Source organism: Candidatus Cybelea sp. (genome assembly GCA_036489315.1).
In the GTDB taxonomy this organism is placed as follows: domain Bacteria; phylum Vulcanimicrobiota; class Vulcanimicrobiia; order Vulcanimicrobiales; family Vulcanimicrobiaceae; genus Cybelea.
The window spans coordinates 1-24,342 of sequence record DASXFZ010000045.1 but is presented as its reverse complement, the minus strand read 5'-3'; the positions used below and the strand labels follow the sequence as shown (position 1 = coordinate 24,342).

Here is a 24,342-nt window from a genome sequence, read left to right as displayed (position 1 = left end):
CATGCTTCCGGAACGCTACTGCGTAATCGACGTCGAGACGACCGGCTTGCGCCCGGCGCAGGATCGTATCGTCGAGATTGCCTGCATTATCGTCGAGTACGACCGAATCGTCGGCCGATGGGCGACCCTCGTGAACCCCGGAATACCGATTCCGCCGATTGCAACGGGCCTGCACGGCATCTCCGACGAGATGGTCGCGCGTGCGCCGAGCGCTGCCTGGGCGCTGCAGTCCGTCCGGCGATGGTGTCGCGGCCGCACCGTCGCCGCGCATTGCGCCAACTTCGATCTCTCCTTCGTCGGCCCGTCGGTTGCAACGCGCGGACTCTGCACGATGCGCCTCGCGCGAGCGCTCTTTCCCGAAGCGCCAAATCACAAGAACCAGACGCTACGCCGTTTCCTCGCTATCGACCGCGCCGCCGGCGAGCGATTTGAAGCCCACCGGGCACTGAGCGATGCGCTCGTCAGCGCTCACGTCTTGATCGCTTGCCGGCGGCGCTTCGGAGCTTACCGCGGCGGTGAAGCGTGGGCCCATTTTCTGGCCGAAACGGCCTTCGTGAACGTTGGGCCCGTTCACCAATCGGCGGCCGCGGCGCGCTCCTTGAAAGCGCAGAGCAGATTTACCAGCGCCATCTCGGCCGGCGTGCGGCACGAGACGTCGAGCAGCCTCGGGTTACAAACCAAAACGCTCGCCGCGCGCGCCCGCGATATCGCGACGTTGAACCGATTTCGCTCGAAAAGGAACTCCATATCCCGCGGCATCTCCTCACCGCTGGAGGTCGCCATCGAATAGAAGACCACCGCGGCCTCCTGCCCCTGGAACTTGTCGACGGTGCCGACGCGAACGTAATTGTGTCCGGCCTCCGCCAGCTTGCTCGCGATCAGACGGCGTTGCGCGTTGTAGGGCGTAACGACGATGATATCCCGCTCGTAGGCAGCCAGTCGCGAGATCCGCGCAACGACCTCCGCGGCCTCCTCGACCGAGCTGGAACTGTTGCCGGAATGTTCGACCGGTGCGAAATAAAGGCCGGCGAGGCGCCGGTCTCCCATCGCCACGTGATGCTGCGCCGCTGCGGGCGACGGGTGCAGGCGGCCTTCATACATCGCGTCGGAAACGAACGCGCAGATATCGGACTCCATCCGGTAGCTGACATCCAAGAATATTCCGCGATCCTTCGGGACGGTTCGGTCGGCGGCGAGCAGATGCTTGAGGGCCGAGTCGCCGACGTGCAGTACGTGGCTCCCCTGGCTGACTTGAGCGAGCTGCGAGGGATCCCCGAGCAAGACGACGTTGCGCGCGCACAGCGAGAGCGCAAGGGCGTCGGCGAGCGCGACTTGCCCCGCTTCGTCGATGAAAAGATAGTCGAACTGTCCTTCGAGTTCTTCACGTGCCAGCAGCCATGCCGTGCCGCCGGCGAGGTCGTAGCCTTCGCCGACGAAGCCATCGTTCGTATCGACCGAGTCGATCATCGCGATGCGAAGCTTCGAACGGAATTCGGAGCCGTCGCTGGAGGACGAATGCTTGTACCGGCCGCGAAAGCCGAGGCCCCGCTCCTGCATGCTCGATTCGACCTTGTGCAGCAGGTTATGGATCGCGGCATGACTCGTGCTGGTGACCGCGACGCGCTTGCCCGCAGCTAGCAGGTCGCAGATCACGCTGGAGCCATAGGTGCTCTTCCCGCTGCCGGGCGGCCCCTGAACGAACAGATAGCTGCCCTCGAGCGCGGCCGCGATTTTGGTAATGCCGGCCGCGTCGACCTCCGCCGGCTGAATCGGCCCGCGGGCGCCGCCGGCAAGCCGCGGAGGCCGACGCAAAAGCAGATCGTTTGCGCACGGATAGCGTCGCGAAAGGTCGCCGGCCAGAAAGGATTTTGCGATGCGTTCGATCGCGTCGCGTTGCGGCTTGGCCGTAGGCGGGCGGGGCGGAATCAGCTCCGCGATCGCGCGCGCGTCCTCGATCGAGGCGCCGGTGCGCAGCTCCAGCAGGTTGCGCTCGTCGTCGATCGAGACGATCGCGACGCTCTTGCGCGTGCGAGGATTCTCCGCGTTACCCGGCCCCATCTTGTGATGCTGTTCGGGAAACGCGTACGTGTAGATCTTACTGCGCTTGATCTCTTTTGCGGGGATGTGTTCGCACAGCCGTAGTCCGGCGATCGGCTCGCGATCGAACTCGAGGAGGTCGTCGATGTTCTCGCAGCGGTCGAAGTACGCCCACCACTGCGGTTTTGCTTCCCGCGTGTGGTACGCCAGCAGACCGCCGATTAGGTAGCGAGCGCGACGGTCATCGCTCATGCGCTCGTATTCTTCTTCGGACTTCGGCGACAGCACGTTTTCGAGGATTCGCCGCTCGAGATCGCTGCGCCGGCTCTCCTCCTCTTGCGTCTTGAGGCTCGGCGTGCTCGAGCGATGCTCGTAGAACGGGAAGCTGATCCCGAACGCAGCCGCGGCCTCCAGCCGGCGTGCCAGCAACCACTCGCGCAGGAGAAAGGTCGACCGGCAGTCGTCGCGGTTGTACGCTTCGATATCGTCGAGGATGCGTCGATCCTTTTCGAGCATCCAGCGCTCGAACATGACGATTGAGTCGTCACCCTTGCGGACTTCGGTCTCACGGGTGAGATCGTAAAAGCGCTCGAGTTTCTTTAAGCCGTAGCCGTCCTCCGAGATGACCAGAGATTGGCGGACGACCGCATAGAGGTCGACGAGCACGCCCTCGCGCAGCAGAACGTCGACTTCGTTCTCCTTGGTGCGGTGCTCTTGCGCGAGTCGCCGGAGCGCCGACTTTTCGTAGTTCGCATAATGGTAGACGTGCAGCGATGGGTAGCGCGCGCGGCGCTCCATTAGGAATTCGATGAAGGACTCGAACGCGACTCTCTCGTCGGCGCGCGTGGTTCCCCAGAACGCTCGAAACGGGTGTTCGTCGTCGGGCATCCAGCAGCCGAAAAGGTATTCGAGGCCGCGGCCGGGCTCGTAAAGTGGGTCACCCTCCATATCGAAGAAGACGTCACCTGCTGACGGCGGGGGGAGCAGCGAGAAGCCGAGCGGAGGCTCGTGCTCGAGCAGTTCGTAGATCGGGCGGCGGCTTTCACGGCCGCGTACCTGAAGCTCCGCCTGCCGCCGCAGCTTGATAAAGGTTTCGGGATTCATCCCCGTGGGGCGCCGCTCGCCGGTGGCCGTCGCGAGCTCGGAAACTCGCGTGATGCCGTTGTGTTCGAACTTAGCGATCTGGTCGCGGCGCATCCAGGCCACGAGGCTTAGATGGTCGTCGCTCTCGCGTTGCGCCGCGCACGCGCGTCTCCACGCGCAGTCCGAGCAGTGCCGGCATCTGTGGGGATACTGCCGGGGCAGCTCGATTTGCTCGAGGGCCGGGTCGCCGGCAAAATCTAAAAACGCATGTTTGAGGTGGCGGTAATACGCCATGTAGTCGTTGATGCGGAAGCGATCTTCGGTGCCATCACCGAAAACGACGTGGCCGAATTCCGGGATGTGCCCCTGTAGTCGCGCGAGATGCTCGCTGTAATTACAGAGCTGCACCAAGTAGTAGGCTTTGGGTGCCAGCGCCAACTTCGTGTCGACGACCTCGTAGCCGTAAGCGCCTAGATCCGACGGTGTCGAAACGCGGCGTAAGAAGTCCGCGTGGCCGATGAACAGGCCGTCAAAGAACGTCGCCTGGTAGATGACGCGCTTACCTTTGCGCATCTCTTCGAGCGTCCGCCGCTCGGCTTGATGGTAGGCTTCGATGCCTGCTTCGGAGCGTTCGAACTCAACGACCTCGCCCGGATAACGCTCCAGCAAGCCGGCCAGGTGCCGGCGTTCGTGCTCGTCCCCCTTGCGGCGAACCAGCGCAGAGCGCTCGTCATCGTCATCCGGGCGCCGCAGGCGTTTGCGCGCCACGAGTGCTTCGAGCTCGGTCAACCGCTTGCACTCGAGGTAGTCGTTGAGATCGCTTGCAGAGTAAATGAACCGCCCGTCGAGGCGTTGCATGCAAGAGATTATCTCATGCGGGTGCAAGACGCACGGCTTGAACAAGAACGAGCTGCGCGGCGCGCTGCGATTCGTCGTCGCACTCGGTATCGTCAATCTCTTCGCAGACATGACGTACGAGGGAGCACGCGGCGTGTCCGGTGCCTTCTTGGGACACCTCGGCGCCAACGGTGCAATGGTCGGTGCGGTCGCCGGAGGCGGAGAGCTGGCCGGTTATCTCATCCGCTCGGTCAGCGGTGCCGTGGCAGATCGTACCGGACGCTACTGGATCAATGTCTGGGTCGGCTACGCGATCAACATGCTGTGCGTTCCGGCGCTTGCTTTTGCAGGGAGTTGGCCGGCCGCCGCGGGCCTGCTCGTGGGCGAGCGCATCGGGCGAGGTATCCGAAAACCGGTTACCGCGGTGATACTTTCGGAGGCCGGCCGCCGGCTCGGCCGCGGCCGCGTCTTCGGGCTGAATGAATTGCTCGATCAGATCGGAGCGACCGCAGGTCCGCTCATCGTCGCCTATGCGGTGACGCGCGGGGGGTATCGAACCGGGTTCGGCGTGCTGATCGTTCCCGCATTGCTTACACTCGCGGCCCTTGGCGTTGCAGCGTCGCGGGGAAGCCGGCTCGTTCCTCATGACGAGCCCGAACCGCAGGGTTCGTCGGCCGGCGATCGCGCCACGCTGCTACGCTACGCCGCCGGAGGCGCGCTCTTTGCCGCCGGCTACGTCGATTTCGCTCTGATTTCCTATCATTTTTCGACGGCCGGGATCATGCCGGTCGCGGCGATTTCCGTCGCCTTTGCACTCGCGATGGCCGTTGGCGCGGTCGTCTCTCCGGTCGCCGGGCATCTCTTCGACCGCTTCGGCAAACCGGTAATCGCCGTCGCGCTGGCGGTAACCGCGGCGGCCGTCCCGCTGGCATTTCTGGGACGAGGCTCGCTCGCCGTTGCCGGGGCGACGGTATGGGGTGTCGGTACCGCCGTGCAGGACGCGCTCTTGCTGGCGCTGGTCGCCACCGTACTGGCGCGACGAAAGAAAGCGACCGTCTTCGGCCTCTACGACCTTGCGTTCGGCGTCGCGTGGTTTGCAGGCAGCGTCGTCAGCGGCATCCTCCTCGACCGATCGATCACCGCGCTCATTGCGTTCTCGATGCTCCTGCAGGTTGCAGCGATCCCCTTCTTCATTTTTGGGAAAGACCCGGTACAGGCCAGGACGTGACCGGCAAGACGCTGAAAAATTTTGCGCTGATGAGTGCCTGGCGATCCGCGACCGTAACCTCGGTCATCGTATCGCTGACGATTGCGGCGGGATGCACCAGCCGGTCCGGCTCCAGTCTCGCGCCGTCCGCTCCTTTAGCGTTGCGGCACTACATTACGCACGTCGTCGTGATCGTTCAGGAGAATCGCAGCTTCGATAATCTGTTCAGCGGCTTTGCGGGTGCCGACGCGCCGCGCTTCGGCTACGACGGCCGCCGGCGGATTGCGCTGCACCCTATCCCGCTCGAGGATCCCGGTAATATCGAAAACAACTGGCGCGACGCGATCGCCGGCTGGAATAACGCAAAGATGGACGGCTTTGCGAGCGAGCATTTTTACGGCGGCCCACTCGATTATGCGTACGCGGTCGTCCCGCGGGCCGAGACGGCCCCGTACTGGGCGATGGCCAAGCAGTACGTTCTCGCCGACCACATGTTTCCAATGGAGTTCGGCCCCAGCTTCACGGCGCACCTCAGTTTGATCGCCGCAAATACGACGATTGCGCCGGCGCCCATCGCTGAGGTCGATGCGCCCGCGCGCTACCCGTGGGGATGCGACGCGCCGCCGGGCACCGGTTCCTTCACGCTCGATGCCCGGCGAATCGAGAAGTTCAACGGGCCGTCTCCGTGCTTCTCGAAGCTGGCGACGATCGCCGACCAGCTCAACGGCGCCGGGCTTTCGTGGAGCTACTATGCCGCTCCGTTGAGCAAGATCGGGGGCAAGGTGTGGTCGGAGTTCGATTCGATCCGAGCCATCCGCTACAGCGGTTACTGGAAGAATGTAAAATCGCCGCAGACTCGGATTCTGCGCGACGTCCAGGCCGGCAGCCTCGCGGACGTCTCTTGGGTGACGCCGGACTGGCAGGACTCAGATCACACGGGCAGCGGGTACGACTCCGGTCCCTCGTGGGTGGCCTCGATCGTCAACGCGATCGGCCGCAGCCCGTACTGGAGCACGACGGCCATTGTCGTCCTCTGGGACGACTGGGGCGGCTGGTACGACAACGTGCCTCCGCCGCAGCTCGATTTTCGCGGGCTCGGCATTCGGGTACCATGCATTATCATTTCACCGTATGCACGCATCGCTAAAGGTGCTCGTTCCGGGTACGTCTCGCACACGCAGTACGAGTTCGGCAGCATCCTGAAGTTCGTCGAAGAGGTCTTTAACCTGCAGCCGATCGGTTCGCCGGCGAGCGGCTATACCGACACGCGGGCCGCAAGCATTCTCGACAGCTTCGACTTTACGCAGGCACCGCGGCGTTTCAGCCCCATACCGGCGCGCTATTCGGCCTCTCGTTTTCTCAACGAACGTCCCTCTTTCGTCGCCCCCGACAATGACTGAGCGCAAGCGGGCCGGCTCCGGCCAACGAGCGACGACCGGGACGACGTCCGATGCGCTGCTCGCGGCCGAGCGTTTGCGCGACGATTTCCGAACGATCGCCGAGGCTATGCCGCAGTTGGTCTGGACGGCCGGCGGCGACGGAAAGATCGATTACTTCAATCAGCGCTGGATCGACTACACCGGGGTCGACCTCGACGAATTCCGCCGCCGCGGAGAGTATGTCGGCATCGTGCACGGCGACGACGTCGACGAAACGTGGAACCGGTGGACCGAAGCGATCGAGTCGGGCACTCCGTACGAAGGAGAGTTTCGTCTGCGTCGCGGCGCCGACGGCGGTTATCGCTGGTTTCTCTGCCGTGCCGTCCCGCTCTTCGCGCAGGACGGCAAGGTCTCGCGGTGGATCGGTACGGCAACCGACGTCGACGCGCAGAGGCGGGCGCGCGATAGTTTGAGCTTCATGGTTCAGGCGGGCAACGTGCTGGCCGCCCCCAGCGAAGCCGACGAGATATGTAAGGCGTTGGCGCGTGTGGCGATCGAGCGTTTTGCCGACTGGTGTTTCGTGACGTTAGCCGAGGGCGACGCGTTCGATACGATTGCCTTCGAACATCGCGATCGGGATCGCGTCGTATTCGTGCAGCAATATCGCGATCGCTATCCACCTCGCCCCGGCGATGCGCTGTTTGCTTCGATCGAGGAGAACCGGCCTGCGCTCTTCGAGCGCATAACCGACGATCAGCTCGTGGCGGGTGCGCGTGACGAGGAACACCTGCGCCTGCTGCGCTCGCTGGAAATGCGCTCGTGCATGATCATCCCTTTGGCAACGCTCGAAGGCAAGGTGTTAGGGGCGCTGACGATGATCTCGGCCGAATCCGGGCGCCTTTTCGATGGAAGCGACCTCGAAATCGCCGGCGCGATCGCTACGCGCGCCGCGACCGCGATCGCAAACACCCGTATGCTCAAGGCCGAACGGCGTATCGCCGAGCAGCTGCGCTTTACCAGTCGCGTCAACAAGCTGTTCTTCGAGAGTCCGGCTCCCTGGAAGGCGATGAGCCGCGTCGCAAAGATGATCGCGCTCGAAATTGCCGACGCCGGCGCGATCCTTCGCGTGCGGGACGACGCGCTGCGTACCGAAGTCATGGTGCATCGCAAGCCCAAGGTCAACGCGATCGTCGCGGCGCTGCGGGGGAAGCGCATCCTGCGCCTCGCGCCGGAGCGCGACCTTGTCGAGCGGCTGAGACGGCGAGAGACCGTCGTATTCCGTGACGAGCAGCCGGGCTTCATGCGAGAGCGCGCCTGGCCATACCTTTCCGACGAGATCGATGCGCTTTCGGTGAGGTCGAGCGTGATCGTTCCGCTCTACGCGGGTAAGACGACGTACGGCGCGCTGGTCGCATACTATTCCGACCGGCCATTTGAGCCCGACGACGTCGTGCTGCTCGAAGAGATAGCGGCGCGCGCCTCGGTGGCGGTCGAGCAGGTCGAAACGCTCGAGCGCGAACGTAAGATCGCGACGACGCTCCAGCAGGCATCTCTTCCGACGTTGATACCACGAGTTGAGAATTTGCGGTTTGACGCCGTTTATTCGCCTGCAGGCGACGAAGGCGACGTCGGCGGCGATTGGTACGACGCGATCGAACTCGATGACGGTTCGGTCGTGGTGAGCGTCGGCGACGTAACCGGCCGCGGAATCCAGGCCGCCGCAATAATGAGCAAGGTTAGACACGCGATGGGCATGGCGCCGCTGCACGAGAGCGACCCCACCAAGATTCTCGATTCGGCGGAGTGGTTTTTGCGAAAGCGCTACCCGGATGCGATCGTCACGGCCTTTGTGGCGATCGTCAGCCCCGATCGGCGCACGATCCGCTTCGCCAACGCCGGACATCCGCGGCCGCTGCTTTGGAGAGACGGCGCGTCGATCGAACTGCAGGCTTCGGGACTTCCGCTGGGCCTGCGCAGCTTCGCAGCGGCCGAGAAAAGCGTCTCGATGGAATTGCGTGACGGCGACGTGATCATGCTCTTCACCGATGGGCTGATCGAAGCGACGCGCAACTTGAGCGAGGGGGAGCGCTTGCTGCGCGAGGTCGTTAACAGCGGCGTTCTGTCCGCCTCGGTTGCTCCCGCAAAGCTCGTCGCGCGCGCGTGCTTGCCGCCACACGTTCACGATGACGTTGCGATTCTGAGCGTGTCGATCGGCCGGCCGCCGGCCTGGACGTTCGCCGCGGAGGATGCGCGGGCGGCGGTTGACGCGCGAGCGCAATTCGTCCAGTTTCTCCATCAAGCTGGGCAGGACGACGACCTCGTCGATCGGACGGAGCTGGTCTTCGGCGAGCTGCTCGGTAACGTCGTTCGCCACGCTCCTGGTCCGGTCGAGGTTTCGTTCGACGCCGGCGGCGAGTCCGCCACCCTGCACGTCATCGACTCCGGCTCGGCCTTCAGTCTAACGCAGGCGCACTTGCCCGATGACGACTTCGCCGAGCTGGGACGGGGGCTGTTCATCGTCCAACAGTTGGCCGCCCGCATGCGCATGAAGCACATTCCCAACTGCGGCAATCACATCAGCGTCGAGCTCTAAGCGGTCGGCCGGCCGCCCATCTCGCTGCGCAAAAGGCGCGTCCCTGGCATTTCTTATTTTAAGGGCGTAAACTCTGGGCATGGAACTACCGCTCCAGATTACCTACCGGGGAGTCAGCCCATCGGGCGCGCTTCGCCGGCTCATTCACAAAGAGGGTGCGAAGCTCGAGCATTTCTTCGCAAGGATCACGAGCTGTCGGGTCCTTGTCGAGCGGGAGCCGCGTCATATGCGCGAAGCCGCGCCGTTTCGCGTGCGCATCGACCTCGGCGTGCCCGGCAACGAACTCTTGACAGATACACTGGAAAGGGATTCCAGGGTCGCCGTCCGCGATGCGTTTCGCCGGGCTCGGCGCCGGCTGCAGGACTACGCAACGCGGCTGAAGGGAACGTAAACCTTCAGGCCCTAGAGCTTAACGGTCACCCCGCGTCGCGCCACGGCGGCCGCAAATCCGCCCGCGTGAAGCGCGCCCGCCAAGCCCTGGGCACCCGCCGGCTCCGCGTGGACGAGGTAGATCTGGGTAGAACTCGAGCGCAGGAGCGCGAGCCACCGCAAGATCTCGTCCTGCCCGGCGTGCGCACTGAAACCCGAAAGCGGAACGATCGCGCTGCGTACGCAAAGTTCGTCGCCCAAAATGCGGATGGTCCGCGCCCCGTCGATCAGCAGTCGCCCCGGTGTTCCCGTAACTTGGTAACCGGGGAAGACGATCGTCGCGTGCGGATTCGAGAGATGCCGGTGTAAATGGTAGAGGATACGCCCGCCGCTGGCCATGCCGCTGGACGCGAGAATGATCGCGGGTCCGTGCAGCGAGTTCAGCCGGCGCGATTCCTCGTTGGTGACGTGAATCGTCAGGTTCCGGCAGCCGAACGGGGCGTCCGGCCGCTCGGGAATTTGCCGGTAGGCCTCGCGGTGGTGTTCGAAAACCGCGTCGACCTTGATTGCCATGGGGCTGTCGAGGTGAACTCCCACCTGCGCGATCGTTGGATCATCTCCCTGAAGGCGTCCGATCGTGAAGAGCAGATCTTGCGCGCGTTCGACCGCGAAGGTTGGGATAACGATCGGGCCGCCGCGTGCGATTCCGCTGAGAAGCGTCGCTTTGAATGCGTCGAGCGTATCGGATGGATGCGGCCGGTCGCCGTAGGTTGCTTCGCATACGACGGTATCCGCGCCGTCGAGCGGTGCCGGATCGTAGAGCAGCGCGGAGTTGTACCGGCCGAGATCCCCGGAGAAGATCGCGCGGCGTCCGCCGGTTCGAAGCTCAACGAAGGCCGCCCCGATGATGTGGCCCGCGTAGTGGTAGCGCAGCGTTGCGCCGCAAAGATTGAAATCGGTCTCGAGCGGCACCCGCTTGATTTGCGAAAGCGCTTCTGCGACGTCGCGCTCGGTAAAAAAAGGCGTGAGATTATGCGACCGCTCGCGGTGAAATCCGCGGTCGTGCATGTGCCGCTGGAGGTGCGCCGCGTCTTCGAGAACGATCGCCGCCACGTCGGCGGTCGCGGGCGTACAATAGATCGGGCCTTTGAAGCCGTCGCGCACGAGCTTTGGAAGATATCCGATGTGGTCGAGGTGGCCGTGCGTGATGACGACGCCGTCCATCTCGGCGGCGGGGACCGGTAAAGGAGCGTGGTTGAGCGCTTCGACCTGGGGCGGCCCTTGAAAGAGCCCGCAATCGACGAATAGATGACGGCCGTCGATGGTGACGAGGTGCTTGCTGCCGGTGACGGTTCCGGCCGCGCCGACGAAGGTCAGCTCAGCCACGTCATCACGCTCGAGAAGGCAATCGCACTTGGGCGTCCTGCGCCGGCATACTGCTCCGCGCAGCGGTCGATCAGCGCGTCGGGGTCGGTATCCTCGATCAAGACGGCGCCCGTCGCCTTTCCGAAAAGGCGCGCGATTGCCTTAAACTCGTTCGAGATTCCACCCGAATCCCGCAGGACGCCGATGAGCTTTCCTTCGTCGAAGGCGATGGAGAACTCGCCGAGCGTTCCGCTGCGTCCGCCGATGAAGATCACAAAGTCGGAGCTGTGGATGTTGTCGACTTCACGCCCCATGAGTCCGGAGCCGGTGAAGACGATCGCGGTGTAGGGCTCGAGCGGCGATTCGTAGAGGCCGACGTGCTCTTCGCGAGAGTGCGCGGGCGAGACTCCCAAACTCTGGCCGCCCGCCTCGTGCGCGCCTAAGACGGCCGCGTGAGGAAGCCCCGGGCTGGCCCCGGTAACGATCAGCGCGCCGCGGCGAGCGATATTGCGCCCCAGCCGTTGGGCCAACCCAAGCTCACCGCTGGTCAGAACGCCGCCGGCGGAGCCCATGACCCCGATCTGTAGTTTCACGGCGGCGTAGGTTCGCCGCCCAAAGCATTCTCCCACCTAGCGAGCCCGAACTCAGAGTTTTGGGTAAGAGAAGTCTCTCGCCGTCGCGCAAAGGGCGGCAAGGGAGAAAGGCCACGAGCCATGCGCTCCATCATACTCATCCTCATCGCTCTCGCGCTAACCGCGCCAAGAGCATTTGCAGCGGGCGATCCGTATGCAGATATCAGCACGATGCGCGTAGCGTTTTCACACGTCCGGTCGGTCGTCGCCGTCCAGCGTTACAGCTCCGGCGAGTTCGCGACCGTTGAGTACGCCTCACCCAATCGCTATCACGTGACGATGCGTACGTCGCAAATCGTGCTGGCGGGCAACGTCGAATACGATAAACGAGTCGGCGGCGTTTGGAAACGTTCGCCGAACGGCGCCCAGCATCAGGCGCTGCTTTCGGCGGCGTGGAACCTCGCCGGACCGCCGAGCGCCGACGTTCACAAGCTTTTTACGATTACGTCCCTCGGCAGCAAGAGGATCGACCGTACCACGCTACGCGGCTACCTGCTCCACGATGCAGCAGGCGCATACGACGCGACGGTCTGGATCGGGCCAACCTATCTGCCCGTATTCGCGTCCATCCAACTGCCGGATCAAACGATCAAAGTCCACTACATCAACTACAATGCCTCGGTCGACGTTGCGTTGCCCGAGCAGCCGAAAATCGACGAGACTACGGTCGGCGACCGTTCGCCGTAACCGAAATGGAGAGGCCGTCGAACGACGTCGACAGCACGACGAGCGTAACGATGTGGACCGCGGCCGGCTCCAAGTGATTGAGAAGCGCCTCGAGGTGCGCGACGTCGGGCACGACCGCTTGGGCGATGAACGAGAATTCGCCCGTAACGCGATGGCACGCGAGGATCTCGGGGCGCTCGCCGGCGACCTTGACGAAACGCGCATCTGGTCCGTTCGGGCGGGCCAAGATGAACGCCATGACCGGGTAGCCTAACTTCGCCGCAGACAGGCGCACCGAATAACCCTCGATGACGCCGACTTGTTCGAGGCGCCGAACTCTCTCCGATACGCTGGTCGCCGATAGCCCGACGGCTTTGCCGATCTCCGCGAAGGATCCGCGGCCGTTTTTTTGCAGCTCGCCGAGAATCGAGCAATCGACGCGGTCGAGGGCGTGAAAACCAGGGCCCTGCGCCAAAGTCCCCTCCTATTCCAAGGCGAAAGCCCAATTTCGCACAAGCTCTCTTCTGTTCCCGGCCCTGCGGCGATGGTACGCTGCAAGGGCATGGCCGATTGTACTCTGGTCACGTGCGCCCTCGTGCCCGATCTCGATCCGGACGACCGGCTTCTGCAGCGGGAGATGCAGCGGCGCGGTCTCGACGTTTCGGTCGAAGTCTGGAGCGAGCCGCAGACTGACTGGAGCGCTTCAACCCTGTGCGTACTGCGTTCGACCTGGGACTACCACGTTCGCTACGACGAGTTCGTTTCGTGGATCGATCGAGCATCGGCGGTTACCCGGCTCCAGAACGGCCCGCACCTTCTTAAGTGGAACGCCGACAAGTCGTACCTGCGGGCTCTGCAAGAGCGCGGGGTGCCGATCGTTCCGACCGCGTGGGTCGCGCGCGGAGAGCGATGCAGCCTGGCGACGCTCGCCGAGATGCGCGGCTGGCGCGATCTCGTGCTCAAGCCGGCGAAGGGCCTGGCCGGGCACGGTGTCTCGCTGGTGCGTCGCGGTGCGAAGTCGTTTGCGGCGGCGCAGGCGAGGCTCGATCACCTCGCCCAAACGTGCGACATGCTGATACAGCCCTACTTAGAGGGTGTATTCGCCTACGGCGAGCGGGCGCTGATCTTTATCGACGGCCATTACTCGCACGCCATCGTGAAGAAGCCCTTCGACACGCTCTTGGCAATTAGCGACACGGACTCATCGCTCGTCGAGGCGACCGGCGACGAGATCGCGATCGCCTTGAAGGCACTCGACGCGGTCCCGGCTCCGACACTGTACGCGCGGGTCGACCTGCTGCGCGACGACGACGACAACGTCTGCGTCAGCGAGCTCGAACTCATCGAGCCCGCGCTCTATTTCGGCGTTCACGAGCCGGCCCGCGCCGCGCTCGCCGACGCCGTTATCCGACAACTTGCTGCTTTTACGGAGGCTCTATCGTGAGAAAATGTCGTCTTGATTTGATTCGGTACGCCCTATCCGCCGGCGCCGGCTGCGCTATTCTTGCCGGATGCTCGACAGCCTCGAGCCCCGTACCGCAGCGTCCGGCGCTCGCCGGCGCAACGCGCGTTTTGGGCCACTTGAACCGCGCCTCGTCGTGGGTGCTTCCCGAGGCAAAGAAGCAGGCTCTATTGTACGTCTCGGATCTCGAGGCGCAAGAGGTCTTCATTTATACGTATCGCGCCAAGAAGCTGGTGGGCACGCTGAGCGGATTCTTCAATCCGGAGGGCTTGTGCGTCGATAAAAAAGGCAACGTCTGGGTGACCAACGATACGAGCGACGGCAATCACCAAGTCATCGAGTACGCGCACGGCGCAACGACGCCCTTGCAGACGTTGAACGATCCGGACGGCCGAGTCAACGGCTGCGCCGTCAACCCGGTCACGGGCGATCTGGCGGTCACGAACTTTTGGGGAGCCACGGAGCGCGCGGGGGGCGTTTCGATCTATCGGCACGGCAGCGGATCGCCGGTGTCCTACACGGATCCGAGCATCTACTACTACTACTATTGCGGCTACGACGATAAGGGCGATCTCTTCGTCGACGGGCTCAGCTACGGGAGCGAAACAGGCTTCGCCGAGTTGCCCGCCGGAGGCAAATCGTTCGTCGATATCGCGCTCCCGGAGACGATCTACCTTCCCGGCGGCGTGCAGTGGGACGGCCAATACATGGCCGTCGGCGATCAGGTTGCGGTCAAGCACAATTTTCAGAGCGTCATCTATCAGTTCGCGATCAGCGGGAGCGGCGGCACCGAAGTTGGCATGACGATCTTGAACGGCGCAAATGAGGTCGCGCAATTCTGGCTGCCTCGCGTTGGGAAAGGGAAGAAGAGCCGAGCCACGCACGTCATTGGTCCCAACGGTGACGGCATGAACACGTTGATCTGGTCGTATCCCAACGCCGGCAATCCGGTAAGGACGTACTCCGGGGAACAAGACCCGACCGGAGCTACGCTCAGCACGGCGAAGCGCTAAGTTCGAGGGGGCGGCCGCTCGCCGCGAAGAAGTTGCCGCTATGAGAATCTCGATCGCGGCTGCAGCCGCCCTCTCACTCGTTCTGACCGCGCCGCACGCCGGCGCTGCGCAGACCGCATCGCTGGATCTGCTGAGTCGCGCCGTCGACCCGAATCCGGCGCTCAATTCCTACACCGCGTCGGTCCAGCTTTCGGCGACGCTGCACGTGCTGATTCCGGTCCACAAAAACTTCAGCGGCACCGTCTACTATCTTCGCCCGAGGCGCAAGATCGAGTTCGAAAACGTCTCCGGCGCGTTGAGCCGCTTCAAGGATCTCGCGTCGCAGACGCCCAGCTACGAGCAGGCGATGAAGGAGTACACGATCGCACCGCTGCAGGACAACGGCACGATTTCGACCTACTCGGCGGTTCCGAAGAAGCCGGGCGGCCGGGTGAAGAGCATCACGCTGACGGTCACCGACGCGACGTCATTGATCGCTCGTGCGCAGTGGGCATATTCAAACGGCGGATCGCTGAGTTTCGATCAGAACTATACGAACGTGGGTCAATACCGGCTGCCGGCCAAGACGAATATTGCCGCCCGCTTTCCCGGATACAGCGTCGACGGAACGCTGACGTTTGCGACGTACCGGCCGAATTCGACGGTCTCGCCCTCGGTTTTCGCCTCGCCGAATCCTTCGTAAAGCCCGGCTGCAACCTTTTGCCCCGCTGCGCGATTGCGGCAGACATGAACGACGTTAGAGAACTCGTCCGCAAAGCGTCGCCGGGCGGCCGCCCACAGCCGCTGGCATATCGCGATAAGAGGCTCTGGGTGGGCGCTTGGGATACCGATAGAATCTACGCGGTCGATCCGGCGACGTGGAAGGTCGTCGATGAAGTCGAGGCGCCCGGCAGACCGTACGGGATGGCGGTGCTTGGTGACGAGATTCGCGTCGTGGTCTCGATTGGCGCCGACGACGACCGTTATTTCTACCGGTTCGTACCGGGCAAGGGATTCGACGACGCGAGCAAGACGCCGTGCCCCGACTTTACCGGTTCGCACTTGGCGGCTCACAACGGCACCCTCTATCTCTTGCAGATGGGTTTGCGGCGCATCCTTGCGTTCGACGAACGCGGAGCGATCGCGCGAGAGATCCCGCTGCCGACGCGTTGCGGCGGAATCGGCGTCCGCGACGGAGACTTCTACATGATCTCCGCTGACGAAGAGTTCGACAACCTCACGCTTGCAACGCTCGACGTGGGGCTCCCCTCGCCGCAGGCGGTTCCGATAGCGGTGCTCAATCCCGAGGCGCGCGCGCTGACGTTTGACGGCAAAGCCTGGTGGACGAGTTACCGCGAGCAGAACGAGATCGTCTCATTCGAGATCTGAAGCCCCAGGAGCCTACCGGGTCCTAGAGTCCCAGCATCGCGCCGACGAATGCCGCATCGAGCGTATCGAGGTTCGTAATCGTGCGCGCGGCCAGCGAAAGCGTTTGCGCGTCCGGCGCGAACTCGCGATTCGGAACGGCGATGACGCGCATTCCGGCGTTGTAAGCCGAGCGAATGCCGTTCGCCGAATCTTCGACGGCTGCAGCAAGATCCGGCGGCGTTTTCAGCAACTCGAGCGCACGCAGGTAGACGTCCGGCGCGGGCTTTCCGCGGGCGACCTCGTCGGCCGAGACCACGACGGCGAAGCGTTCGCGCCAGCCGGTCCGAGCGAGAATCGCGTTTGCGACCGGCAGCGCTGCCGAGGTCGCGAGCCCGAGCCGAAATGCTCGGCCGAGACGATCGAGCGCCTCGCTTGCCCCGGGCAGCACGGGGACGTTTTCTAAGCGCGCGATTACGCCGGCGATCACCGCGTCGGCGATTGCGGACTCGTCGAGCGCGACGCCGAGATCGGCGCGGATGTAGCGTGCCCATTCGTTGGTGCGCATGCCGATCATCGTTGCCTGAGCACCGTCTTGCCAGCGCCCGCCCTGGGCGATGACGAAGTCGCGGCGCACGTCCCGCCAGACTTGCTCGGTCTCGACGAGCGTCCCGTCGAGATCGAAGACCACGCTAATCACCTACTGAGTCTCCGGCTGAACTTGCGCCTGCAAGACCACCGACTGCGGAACGCCAAGCGAGATGTTCTCCTTTCGGAACGCCTCGCTCACGCGCTGGTTGATCTCGCGGGTGAGTGCCGCCTTCTGCGCAGGCAACGTCTTAATCCAGGCGCGCAGTACGATGCCGGCGTGTGAAACCGCGTCGACGCCGAGCATTTGCGGCGGTTCGACGATGGTCTTGTTCCAGCCGGGGTCTGCCGCGATCTGGTCGAGGGTTGCCGTCAAAACTTCGATGGCTCGCGTGATGTCGCTCGAGGCAGCAACCGCGACGCGGTAGTCGATTCGCGACCACAGGCGCGTCTGATTTTCGACCGCGACGACCGAGCTGTTGGGGATCGTGACCAGCCGGCCGTCGTCGGTGCGCAGTCGCGTGATCCGTAGGGTCAAGTCTTCGACGTTACCGCTGAAGCCGTTGATCGTGACGACGTCGCCGATCGCAAACTGATCCTCGGCGAGAATCAAGAAGCCGTTGAGATAGTCTTTGATGAGGCTCTGCGTCGCAAACGAGAGCGCGAAGGCGATCACCGCGCCGATCGTTAGAACCGAGGCTGGGGAAATGGAAAGTACGGAGAGGGTGGCGAGGATCGCGATCGCCCAGAGAACGATCGACTTGAGGTTCTCGATTGCCCGTACGACGGTCGGGCGCCGAAGCGTCAAGCGCGCGCGTTCACCAGGAGTCGCAAAGAGGCTCGATTCCCAGTTGTCGGCAACGCGGACGATGGCGACGTTGAGCAAGCGATCCAAGAGGGCAAGGATCAGCCAAACCACGACGACACGGATCGATCGTGTCGTCAGCTGGTTGGCGAGCGCGTGCGTCGACGGGAGGATGCCGAGCACCCAAAGGACGATCACGGCCCACATCGCCAGCAGCGCCGCGCTCGACAGGCGCAGTCCTCCCGAAACGATCGATCGCTCGATGCGCAGATTTTTGGCGCCTGCAGAGTCGCTGGTTTCGTGCGGATCGACCGATTCGGCGGCAGCGTCGAGCACATCGTTGCGGCGGCGCAAGCGCCGGCGAAGTACGATCAGAAGCACTGTGGCGAGAAGGCCGCCGAGAATAACGAAGGGCAGTCTGCGAAGCTGCGAAGCAAAATACTGCGGCTCCGCCGTCAACAGGGCCCGCCCGAGTGCGGCTTCGAGCACGCCCTGCCACTGCACCGCCAGATCGTTCTTCGACATCGAGTTCAGCGTGGCGTCGGGCTCGGTCAGCGTCATGATCGGCGCCACTTCGCGCCTCGAGCCGTCCGTTGCATAGAGCGTCGGATAGCCGTTCTCGCTGCCGATGCTCACTTTGAAGGTCTTAGGATCGAAGTGCGATGCCGGCCTATTTCCCAGGCTTACCGCCGCGGGTACGATGCGCTGCAAATTGTCGTTGATCGTATCGACACGCTGCACGATCGGTGGGACGGGGGCGTCGGCGGGCGCTGCCGGCGCTGCAACCACGAAGAGGCGCTGACCTTCGAAAAAAATCGGCGCGGTATCGAGATTGTTGACCCGTTTGATCGGAAATCCCCACGGTGACGCCGTCGCGGTGTAGCCCGGGATTCCAAGCGGCACCCCCGGCACTTGCGCGAGCACTGGGGCGCCCGTGACTGCGGCCAGCACGAAGAAAAGCTTCAGCACCGAGTCCGTGCACTTCGCGAACGAACCGTAGTCGCCTCGATCTTTTCGTCGCGCGCAGCGACCGTGCTTGTCCCAGAGAGTTGCACGGAAAGGGGGACCATGTGCAGACGGTCCCCCCTCGTTGTTGCGACTGTCACTTTGACGGAGCTAACCGTACCATGCAAAGCTGAAGGCTTCCTTAAGTGCGGAGGTTAGTTCGTATGAAATTGCGTGGTCATTCTGAGGCGATTCTCAGGAGGGGGCGCAGGCCGCGCACTGCCCTTCGAAGGTTATTCGTTCGCTCTTAATGTTGAAACCGTGCCGCAACCCGAGCAACTTGAGCGTACGTGCGGGAATTGCGTAGGCTACATCTTCGATTCCGCCGCAGTGCGTGCAGCGAAAGTGAGCGTGCCGCGGTCCCGCCGGCTCGTAGGTCGCGGCGTCTGCGCCGGGAAGGTGGAGCTCGGAGACCAGTCCAAGGTCGCGCAGGCGCTCGAGGCCCCGATAGACGGTAGAGAATCCGATGCCTGGCCTGCGCTTGAGAGCCTTTGCAAAGATTTGCGAAGAAGTAAGGTGGCGCCCGATCCCGCTCTCGGCAACGATGTCGTAAATCAGCCGGTAATTTTTCGGCAGCGACCCCTGCACGGATGGCGCCATAATGTCCCCCATCATCTCGTCCTTTTCCGTCGCCGTCTGCCTATTGACGGCGGCAGCTTGCGGCAGTATCCTGCCCATTATGAGAGTGACATTCACTTTCAAAGCCTCCGCCCACGGGACCTTCGACCGCACCCCGCCGTCTAGCACTCGAACGCCTACCTGCCCGCGAGATCCGTGACGGGCTGGGCGCAGCGGATTACTTATCACTTTTTCTTGGATCGGAGAAGTTAGAAAAAAATGGAAAATACGATCGTCGAGCTGTCGGAAGCCGATCAGGGCTGTCCAGTAAAGCACGTACCCCTCCGGCCGAGAGTCAACATCGATTGGTTCCCCGAACTCTTGGATCTTTCGGTGCTGCAGCGGCCGTCTGCGCTCTCCGACCCAATGGGTCCCGATTTTAATTACGCGCGTGAGTTCAACAGCCTCGATCTCAAAGCGGTCAAGGATGATCTCGTCGCATTGATGACCACGTCGCAAGACTGGTGGCCGGCCGACTACGGTCACTACGGCCCGCTCTTCATTCGTATGGCGTGGCACGCTGCCGGGACGTATCGCATCGGCGACGGGCGCGGCGGCGCCGGTTCGGGAGAGCAGCGCTTCGCGCCGCTCAACAGCTGGCCGGACAATGCGAACCTCGATAAGGCGCGCCTGTTGCTCTGGCCGCTCAAGCAGAAATATGGGCGGAAGATCTCGTGGGCCGATCTCATGGTGCTTGCCGGCAACTGCGCTCTCGAGTCGATGGGATTCGGCACGTTCGGATTTGGCGGCGGGCGCGTCGATGCATGGGAACCCGACGAAAACATTTACTGGGGGCCGGAAGATACGTGGCTCGCCGATAAGCGCTACAGCGGCGAACGCGAGCTCGAGAAGCCGCTCGCCGCCGTGCAGATGGGCCTGATCTACGTGAACCCGGAAGGCCCCAACGGCGAGCCCGATCCGCTTGCCGCGGCGGTCGACATTCGCGAAACCTTCGGCCGGATGGCGATGAACGATGTCGAGACGGTCGCCCTGATCGCCGGCGGCCATACGTTCGGCAAAGCGCACGGCGCGGCCGATCCGGGACAGTACGTTGGTTTTGGGCCCGCCGGTGCCGGCATCGAAGAGCAGAATCTCGGCTGGCGCAACTCGTTCGGCAGCGGTTCCGGCGACGACGCGATCACGAGCGGGCTCGAAGGCGCGTGGACTGCGACGCCGACGCGTTGGAATAACGAATACTTCAACAATCTCTTCAACTACGAATGGGAACTTACGAAGAGTCCCGCCGGCGGTTATCAGTGGACGCCGAAGGACGGCGCCGGCGCTGACACGGTTCCAGGCGCGCACGATTCGTCGAAGCGGCACGCCCCGATCATGTTCACGACGGACCTTTCGCTCAAGGTCGACCCCGTTTACGGGCCGATCTCAAAGCGTTTCCACGAAAATCCCCAAGAGTTTGCCGACGCCTTTGCCAAGGCGTGGTACAAGCTGACGCACCGCGACATGGGGCCCATTTCGCGCTATCTCGGGCCGGAGGTGCCCGCCGAACCGCAGATCTGGCAAGATCCGGTTCCCGCAGCCGATCGCACGCCGATCGACGAGCAGGAGATCGCCGCGTTGAAGAGCCGGATCCTTAACTCGGGGCTGACGGTGGCGCAACTGGTTGCGACCGCCTGGGCGTCGGCCTCGACATTCCGCGGCACGGATAAGCGCGGCGGCGCTAACGGCGCGCGCGTTCGTCTCACACCGCAGAAGGACTGGGGCGTCAATCAGCCGGCCGAGCTGGCGAAGGTGCTGCAGACGCTCGAAAAGGTGCAAGCAGACTTCAACGCGTCGTTATCCGGCGGCAAGAAGGTCTCGCTCGCCGACACGATCGTTCTCGGCGGCTGCGCCGCGATCGAACGGGCCGCCAAGAGCGCGGGGGAAGACGTGAAGGTGACGTTTGCGCCGGGCCGCACGGATGCAACGCAGGAAAATACCGACACCGAATCCTTCGCGGTTCTCGAACCGGCGGCGGACGGATTTCGCAACTACCTGGGCAGCTCGCACTCGCGTTCGCCCGAACAGCGGCTTCTCGATCGCGCCAACCTGCTCACGTTGACGGCCCCCGAGATGACGGTATTGCTCGGCGGTCTGCGCGTTCTCGGCGCAAACACCGGCGCGTCGAAGCACGGCGTCTTCACGAATCGCGAGGGCACACTGACGAACGACTTCTTCGTGAACCTGCTGGATTTGGGGACAAGGTGGCAGCCCGCCGGCAGCACCTACGTCTACGAGGGTAAAGACCGGCGCACCGGCGAGGTCAAATGGACGGCCACCAATTGCGACCTCATCTTCGGATCCAACTCGCAGTTGCGCGCACTCGCCGAGGTCTATGCCGTCGAGGGCGATCACTTCGTGCGCGACTTTGTCGCCGCGTGGGAAAAGGTGATGGATCTCGATCGCTTCGACCTTGCAGTGCCTGCATAGCTTCCAGAACTGCCGAAACGCGAAGGCGGCGTGTCGTGCGGCACGCCGCCTTCCTCAGTTGCTGAAGTCAGCTGCAGTTACTGAAGTCAGCTGCGCGCGATTACTTTCAGTTCGTTCAGCGATTCCCTGATGATCTGTGAAAAGTCGCTCCGGTCGTTTTCCTCGATCCAGCGCTCGAACGCAATTCTGAACACGGCGATCCCCATTTCTGCGGCCAGACCGGCCCCCGGATCTGGAACGCCTCGCCGTCGCAGGCCGTCCGCAAGCGCCGCGGCGAGCGATGCAAGCTTGATGCGCTCGCGTTCCTGCAGCTCGGCATTTGCCGCAATGATCGCTTGACGCTGCCGAGCGAGATGACGTCGATCCTGAAGTAAGCCGGCACCGGCCTCCATGGCCAGACCGACCGCATCAATTGCGCCCAGGCCAGGCGGTGCGCCGGCGAGGGCGGTCATGATGCGCTCTTCGAGTGCGCTCGCACCGGAGAAGAGCACCTCGCGCTTGTCCGCAAAGTGACGGAAGAACGTTCGCTCGGTAAGTCCGGCACGCTGGGCGATCTCGGAGACCGTTACCTGAGCAAATCCGCGCTCGCCATAGAGCTCGAGCGCCGCCTCCGCGAGACGGCCCGGCGCATCGGGCTTCCATCTAGTCACCTTGCCAGTCTACCACGCGATGACAGTGATTGACATCGATGCTATACTAGTTATGTCAGTAGCTGACATCACAGCAGTCTCCGGCGCTCGGTCGCTGGGACTCCTCCAAGAAGGAAATTTGTCTTATGCGTGTCTTCGTTACGGGAGCAACCGGCTTCGTCGGCTCCGCCATCGTCGGGGAACTGATCGGCGCGGGCCATCGAGTTCTCGGCCTCGCTCGCTCGGATCGTTCTGCCAAGGCGCTCGTTGCCGCGGGCGCCGAAGCCCATCGCGGTTCGCTTGAGGAGCTCGATACTCTGCGCAGCGGGGCGCGCGCCTCGGACGCCGTCATCCACACCGCCTTCATTCACGATTTTACGAACATCCCGGCGGCGGCGGAGACGGACCGGGTCGCCATCGTGACGCTCGGCGAAGCGCTTGGCAACTCGAATCGTCCTCTATTGGTGACGTCCGGCACGGCGCTGGTCGCGCCGGGCCGCATGGCGACCGAAGAGGACACGCCCGATCCAGCTCTACGTCCGGGGTGGCCTCGCGTATCCGAAGAGACGGCTCTCGAAATGGTCTCGCACGGTGTTGGGGCCTCGGCCGTCCGACTTCCACCTTCCGTTCACGGCGACGGCGATCACGGATTCATTCCGCTGCTTATCGGCATCGCACGCGAAAAGGGCATCTCCGCGTACGTCGGTGACGGGCAAAACCGCTGGGCGGCAGTACATCGCCTTGACGCAGCGCACCTTTTTAGGCTGGCGCTCGAGAGAGGTACGGCGGGGGCACGCTATCATGGAGTCGGCGACGAGGGTGTCCCGTTCCGGGAGATCGCCGATGTAATCGGCCGGCACTTAAACGTGCCCGTCGTGTCGAAATCTGCGGAAGAGGCCGTTGCCCACTTTGGCTGGTTTGCACGCTTCGCTTCGCTGGACATTCCCGCCTCGAGTGCGCGAACGCAGCAGCTGGTCGAGTGGCATCCAGAGCACTCGAAACTCCTCGAAGATCTCGATCGTGGGCATTACTTCGAGACTGCACCGGTCGTTTGACACAAACTTGGCGGCTGCAGCGACTGCCGCGGTGCCGCTAGAGCAACAGGCTATGCGGACCGATCGGGCGTTGCTGAGGCCGCCAGCCAAAACGGCAACTGCCGAACCGTAACCCTAAAGCACCCGAATCCGCACACGTCGGCAATTTGCTGCTCGCTCAAACGATGAAAAGTTTTGTTCCCGAAGCAGAAGGGTTCCCCGGCATCGGTTGCGTCGTAACGAGCCTGCGCGCCAAAGTTCAGCCGCGGTCGCAACTGCAGGGTCTGCTTCTTGAGGTCGACGCGATACGCAAGATCTTTTCCGAAGAGAGTGATCTCTCCGCGACCGTTGGTATAACCGCCGTAGATCGAATCGGAAAGGTCGGAAGCACCCTTGACGTCGCGCTCGGCCTTGATTTCAAGAACGGCCACCGCCGAACCATCACTTAGTTTCACCGACATTTAACAGCCTCGACGCGGCAAAAGGTTGCAGCGCCGGCAATGAAAAGAGCCCGCAGAGACGCCGAGATCACCACGGGCCGCTTCCAGCCCCATTTTGTAGCGGGACAAGTTGATGCGTCGTGGACTCAAAGTCTCCTGCAGACGAAAGGACGGCGTTACGAAAGGGCTGCAACGTCGGTGATCAATTGCGGATGTGACGCGCCGTGCGCGGCTTGGCGGAGCCGCTGCATCGACTTGCTTGGGATCTTGACCCGATCGGCAAGTCGCAAAAATGCAAGGGCCCGAACGTGCCACCACGTCAAATCGATCTCATACCAGCGCAGCCCGTGACGCGCTGAAAACGGAAATGCGTGATGATTGTTGTGCCAGCCTTCGCCCCAGGAGATGATCGCTACCCACCAGCAGTTCGTCGATTTGTCTGAAGTCGGATACGTGCGATAGCCGAGCATATGAGACGCGCTATTCACCAGCCACGTCGAATGATAGCTGATCACCAACCGGACGAAAATGCCCCAAATCACCCACGGCCATCCGCCGATCGCAAAGAGCCCCACGCCGAGCGCGACCTGAAGTGGAATGTTGAGATATTGAAGGGCGCGATAGAACGGTTCGGTACGCAGCTCGGGTGCGAAGTGGAGGGTTTCTTCGTCGGTCGGAAGCGCGATGTTGTGCCGGTAGACCCAGTCCATGTGCGCCCATCTAAATCCGCCATGGATGTCGTGGGGATCGCCCTCTTGATCGGCGTGCGCGTGGTGCTTGCGATGCACCGCCACCCAGCGAATCGGATC

23 protein-coding genes are annotated in these 24,342 nt (G+C 63.1%); 11 read left to right on the top strand and 12 right to left on the bottom strand.

Going from position 1 to position 24,342, the window contains the following annotated elements; all coding sequences use genetic code 11:
- Positions 1–15 precede the first annotated feature (15 nt).
- The 3 genes from VGG51_10010 to VGG51_10000 are packed head-to-tail and all read right to left on the bottom strand — an operon-like array spanning position 16 to position 3,978.
- Positions 16–330, bottom strand: coding sequence for a hypothetical protein (locus VGG51_10010; GenBank protein ID HEY1883358.1), 315 nt, complete (start codon positions 328–330; stop codon positions 16–18).
- A 55-nt stretch (positions 331–385) separates the two neighbouring features.
- The gene (locus VGG51_10005) at positions 386–532 is read right to left on the bottom strand and encodes a hypothetical protein (protein HEY1883357.1); all 147 of its coding nucleotides are present in this window, start codon (positions 530–532) and stop codon (positions 386–388) included.
- A gap of 38 nt (positions 533–570) precedes the next feature.
- Positions 571–3,978 carry a TM0106 family RecB-like putative nuclease gene (locus VGG51_10000; protein ID HEY1883356.1) on the bottom strand — a complete coding sequence of 1,136 codons (3,408 nt, stop codon included), beginning with the start codon at positions 3,976–3,978 and terminating at the stop codon, positions 571–573.
- On the opposite strand from VGG51_10000, the gene VGG51_09995 reads away from it, so the two are divergent.
- From VGG51_09995 to VGG51_09980, 4 genes are all read left to right on the top strand, one after another.
- A complete protein-coding gene (locus VGG51_09995) occupies positions 3,977–5,185 on the top strand; it encodes an MFS transporter (GenBank protein HEY1883355.1) in 1,209 nt (402 codons plus the stop codon). The two genes, VGG51_10000 and VGG51_09995, sit on opposite strands and share 2 nt — an antisense overlap.
- Entirely contained in the window at positions 5,182–6,564 is a 1,383-nt protein-coding gene (locus VGG51_09990; GenBank protein HEY1883354.1) for an alkaline phosphatase family protein, read from the top strand. The genes VGG51_09995 and VGG51_09990 overlap by 4 nt, the downstream gene beginning before the upstream one ends.
- Positions 6,557–9,136, top strand: coding sequence for a SpoIIE family protein phosphatase (locus VGG51_09985; GenBank protein ID HEY1883353.1), 2,580 nt, complete (start codon positions 6,557–6,559; stop codon positions 9,134–9,136). The genes VGG51_09990 and VGG51_09985 overlap by 8 nt, the downstream gene beginning before the upstream one ends.
- 79 nt (positions 9,137–9,215) lie before the next feature.
- Positions 9,216–9,527 carry an HPF/RaiA family ribosome-associated protein gene (locus VGG51_09980; GenBank protein ID HEY1883352.1) on the top strand — a complete coding sequence of 104 codons (312 nt, stop codon included), beginning with the start codon at positions 9,216–9,218 and terminating at the stop codon, positions 9,525–9,527.
- Positions 9,528–9,538: 11 nt separating this feature from the next.
- On the opposite strand, the gene VGG51_09975 is transcribed toward VGG51_09980, so the two are convergent.
- Positions 9,539–10,891: an MBL fold metallo-hydrolase gene (locus VGG51_09975; protein ID HEY1883351.1), complete on the bottom strand. Its 1,353-nt coding sequence runs from the start codon at positions 10,889–10,891 to the stop codon at positions 9,539–9,541.
- Positions 10,879–11,463 (bottom strand): hypothetical protein, encoded by a 585-nt coding sequence (locus tag VGG51_09970; protein ID HEY1883350.1) that lies wholly within the window; start codon positions 11,461–11,463, stop codon positions 10,879–10,881. Before VGG51_09970 ends, VGG51_09975 begins: the two co-directional genes overlap by 13 nt.
- A gap of 120 nt (positions 11,464–11,583) precedes the next feature.
- Here VGG51_09970 and VGG51_09965 point away from each other — a divergent pair, with 120 nt between their 5' ends.
- Positions 11,584–12,189 (top strand): hypothetical protein, encoded by a 606-nt coding sequence (locus tag VGG51_09965; GenBank protein HEY1883349.1) that lies wholly within the window; start codon positions 11,584–11,586, stop codon positions 12,187–12,189.
- Here the strand turns inward: VGG51_09965 and VGG51_09960 are convergent.
- A complete protein-coding gene (locus VGG51_09960; GenBank protein HEY1883348.1) occupies positions 12,164–12,643 on the bottom strand; it encodes an Lrp/AsnC family transcriptional regulator in 480 nt (159 codons plus the stop codon). The genes VGG51_09965 and VGG51_09960 overlap by 26 nt on opposite strands.
- A gap of 87 nt (positions 12,644–12,730) precedes the next feature.
- On the opposite strand from VGG51_09960, the gene VGG51_09955 reads away from it, so the two are divergent.
- From VGG51_09955 to VGG51_09940, 4 genes are read left to right on the top strand one after another with little or no spacing between them, the layout of a single operon-like run.
- The gene (locus tag VGG51_09955) at positions 12,731–13,612 is read left to right on the top strand and encodes a hypothetical protein (protein ID HEY1883347.1); all 882 of its coding nucleotides are present in this window, start codon (positions 12,731–12,733) and stop codon (positions 13,610–13,612) included.
- On the top strand, positions 13,609–14,643 hold the full coding sequence (locus VGG51_09950) for a hypothetical protein (protein ID HEY1883346.1): 1,035 nt from the start codon (positions 13,609–13,611) through the stop codon (positions 14,641–14,643). The genes VGG51_09955 and VGG51_09950 overlap by 4 nt, the downstream gene beginning before the upstream one ends.
- 40 nt (positions 14,644–14,683) lie before the next feature.
- Positions 14,684–15,325, top strand: a complete 642-nt coding sequence (locus VGG51_09945) for a hypothetical protein (protein ID HEY1883345.1) — start codon at positions 14,684–14,686, stop codon at positions 15,323–15,325.
- A 44-nt stretch (positions 15,326–15,369) separates the two neighbouring features.
- Positions 15,370–16,011, top strand: a complete 642-nt coding sequence (locus VGG51_09940) for a hypothetical protein (protein ID HEY1883344.1) — start codon at positions 15,370–15,372, stop codon at positions 16,009–16,011.
- A 22-nt stretch (positions 16,012–16,033) separates the two neighbouring features.
- Here VGG51_09940 and VGG51_09935 read toward each other — a convergent pair whose 3' ends face one another.
- The 3 genes from VGG51_09935 to VGG51_09925 all read right to left on the bottom strand — a co-directional run bounded on the left by VGG51_09935 (position 16,034) and on the right by VGG51_09925 (position 19,081).
- Complete coding sequence (locus tag VGG51_09935; protein HEY1883343.1) at positions 16,034–16,687, bottom strand: HAD-IA family hydrolase; 654 nt, start codon at positions 16,685–16,687, stop codon at positions 16,034–16,036.
- A complete protein-coding gene (locus tag VGG51_09930; protein HEY1883342.1) occupies positions 16,688–18,349 on the bottom strand; it encodes a mechanosensitive ion channel family protein in 1,662 nt (553 codons plus the stop codon).
- 231 nt (positions 18,350–18,580) lie between these two features.
- Positions 18,581–19,081, bottom strand: coding sequence for a transcriptional repressor (locus tag VGG51_09925; GenBank protein ID HEY1883341.1), 501 nt, complete (start codon positions 19,079–19,081; stop codon positions 18,581–18,583).
- Between the two features lie 141 nt (positions 19,082–19,222).
- Between VGG51_09925 and katG the strand changes: the two genes are divergently transcribed.
- A complete protein-coding gene (gene katG / locus VGG51_09920) occupies positions 19,223–21,430 on the top strand; it encodes a catalase/peroxidase HPI (protein HEY1883340.1) in 2,208 nt (735 codons plus the stop codon).
- Positions 21,431–21,516: 86 nt separating this feature from the next.
- On the opposite strand, the gene VGG51_09915 is transcribed toward katG, so the two are convergent.
- Entirely contained in the window at positions 21,517–22,080 is a 564-nt protein-coding gene (locus VGG51_09915; GenBank protein ID HEY1883339.1) for a TetR family transcriptional regulator, read from the bottom strand.
- Between the two features lie 125 nt (positions 22,081–22,205).
- Between VGG51_09915 and VGG51_09910 the strand changes: the two genes are divergently transcribed.
- Positions 22,206–23,114, top strand: coding sequence for an SDR family oxidoreductase (locus VGG51_09910; GenBank protein HEY1883338.1), 909 nt, complete (start codon positions 22,206–22,208; stop codon positions 23,112–23,114).
- Positions 23,115–23,164: 50 nt separating this feature from the next.
- Here VGG51_09910 and VGG51_09905 read toward each other — a convergent pair whose 3' ends face one another.
- Together VGG51_09905 and VGG51_09900 are read right to left on the bottom strand one after the other, a co-directional pair.
- Positions 23,165–23,524: a hypothetical protein gene (locus VGG51_09905; GenBank protein ID HEY1883337.1), complete on the bottom strand. Its 360-nt coding sequence runs from the start codon at positions 23,522–23,524 to the stop codon at positions 23,165–23,167.
- Between the two features lie 185 nt (positions 23,525–23,709).
- Positions 23,710–24,342 (bottom strand): fatty acid desaturase (locus VGG51_09900; GenBank protein HEY1883336.1); only part of this gene is annotated, 633 nt, incomplete at its 5' end.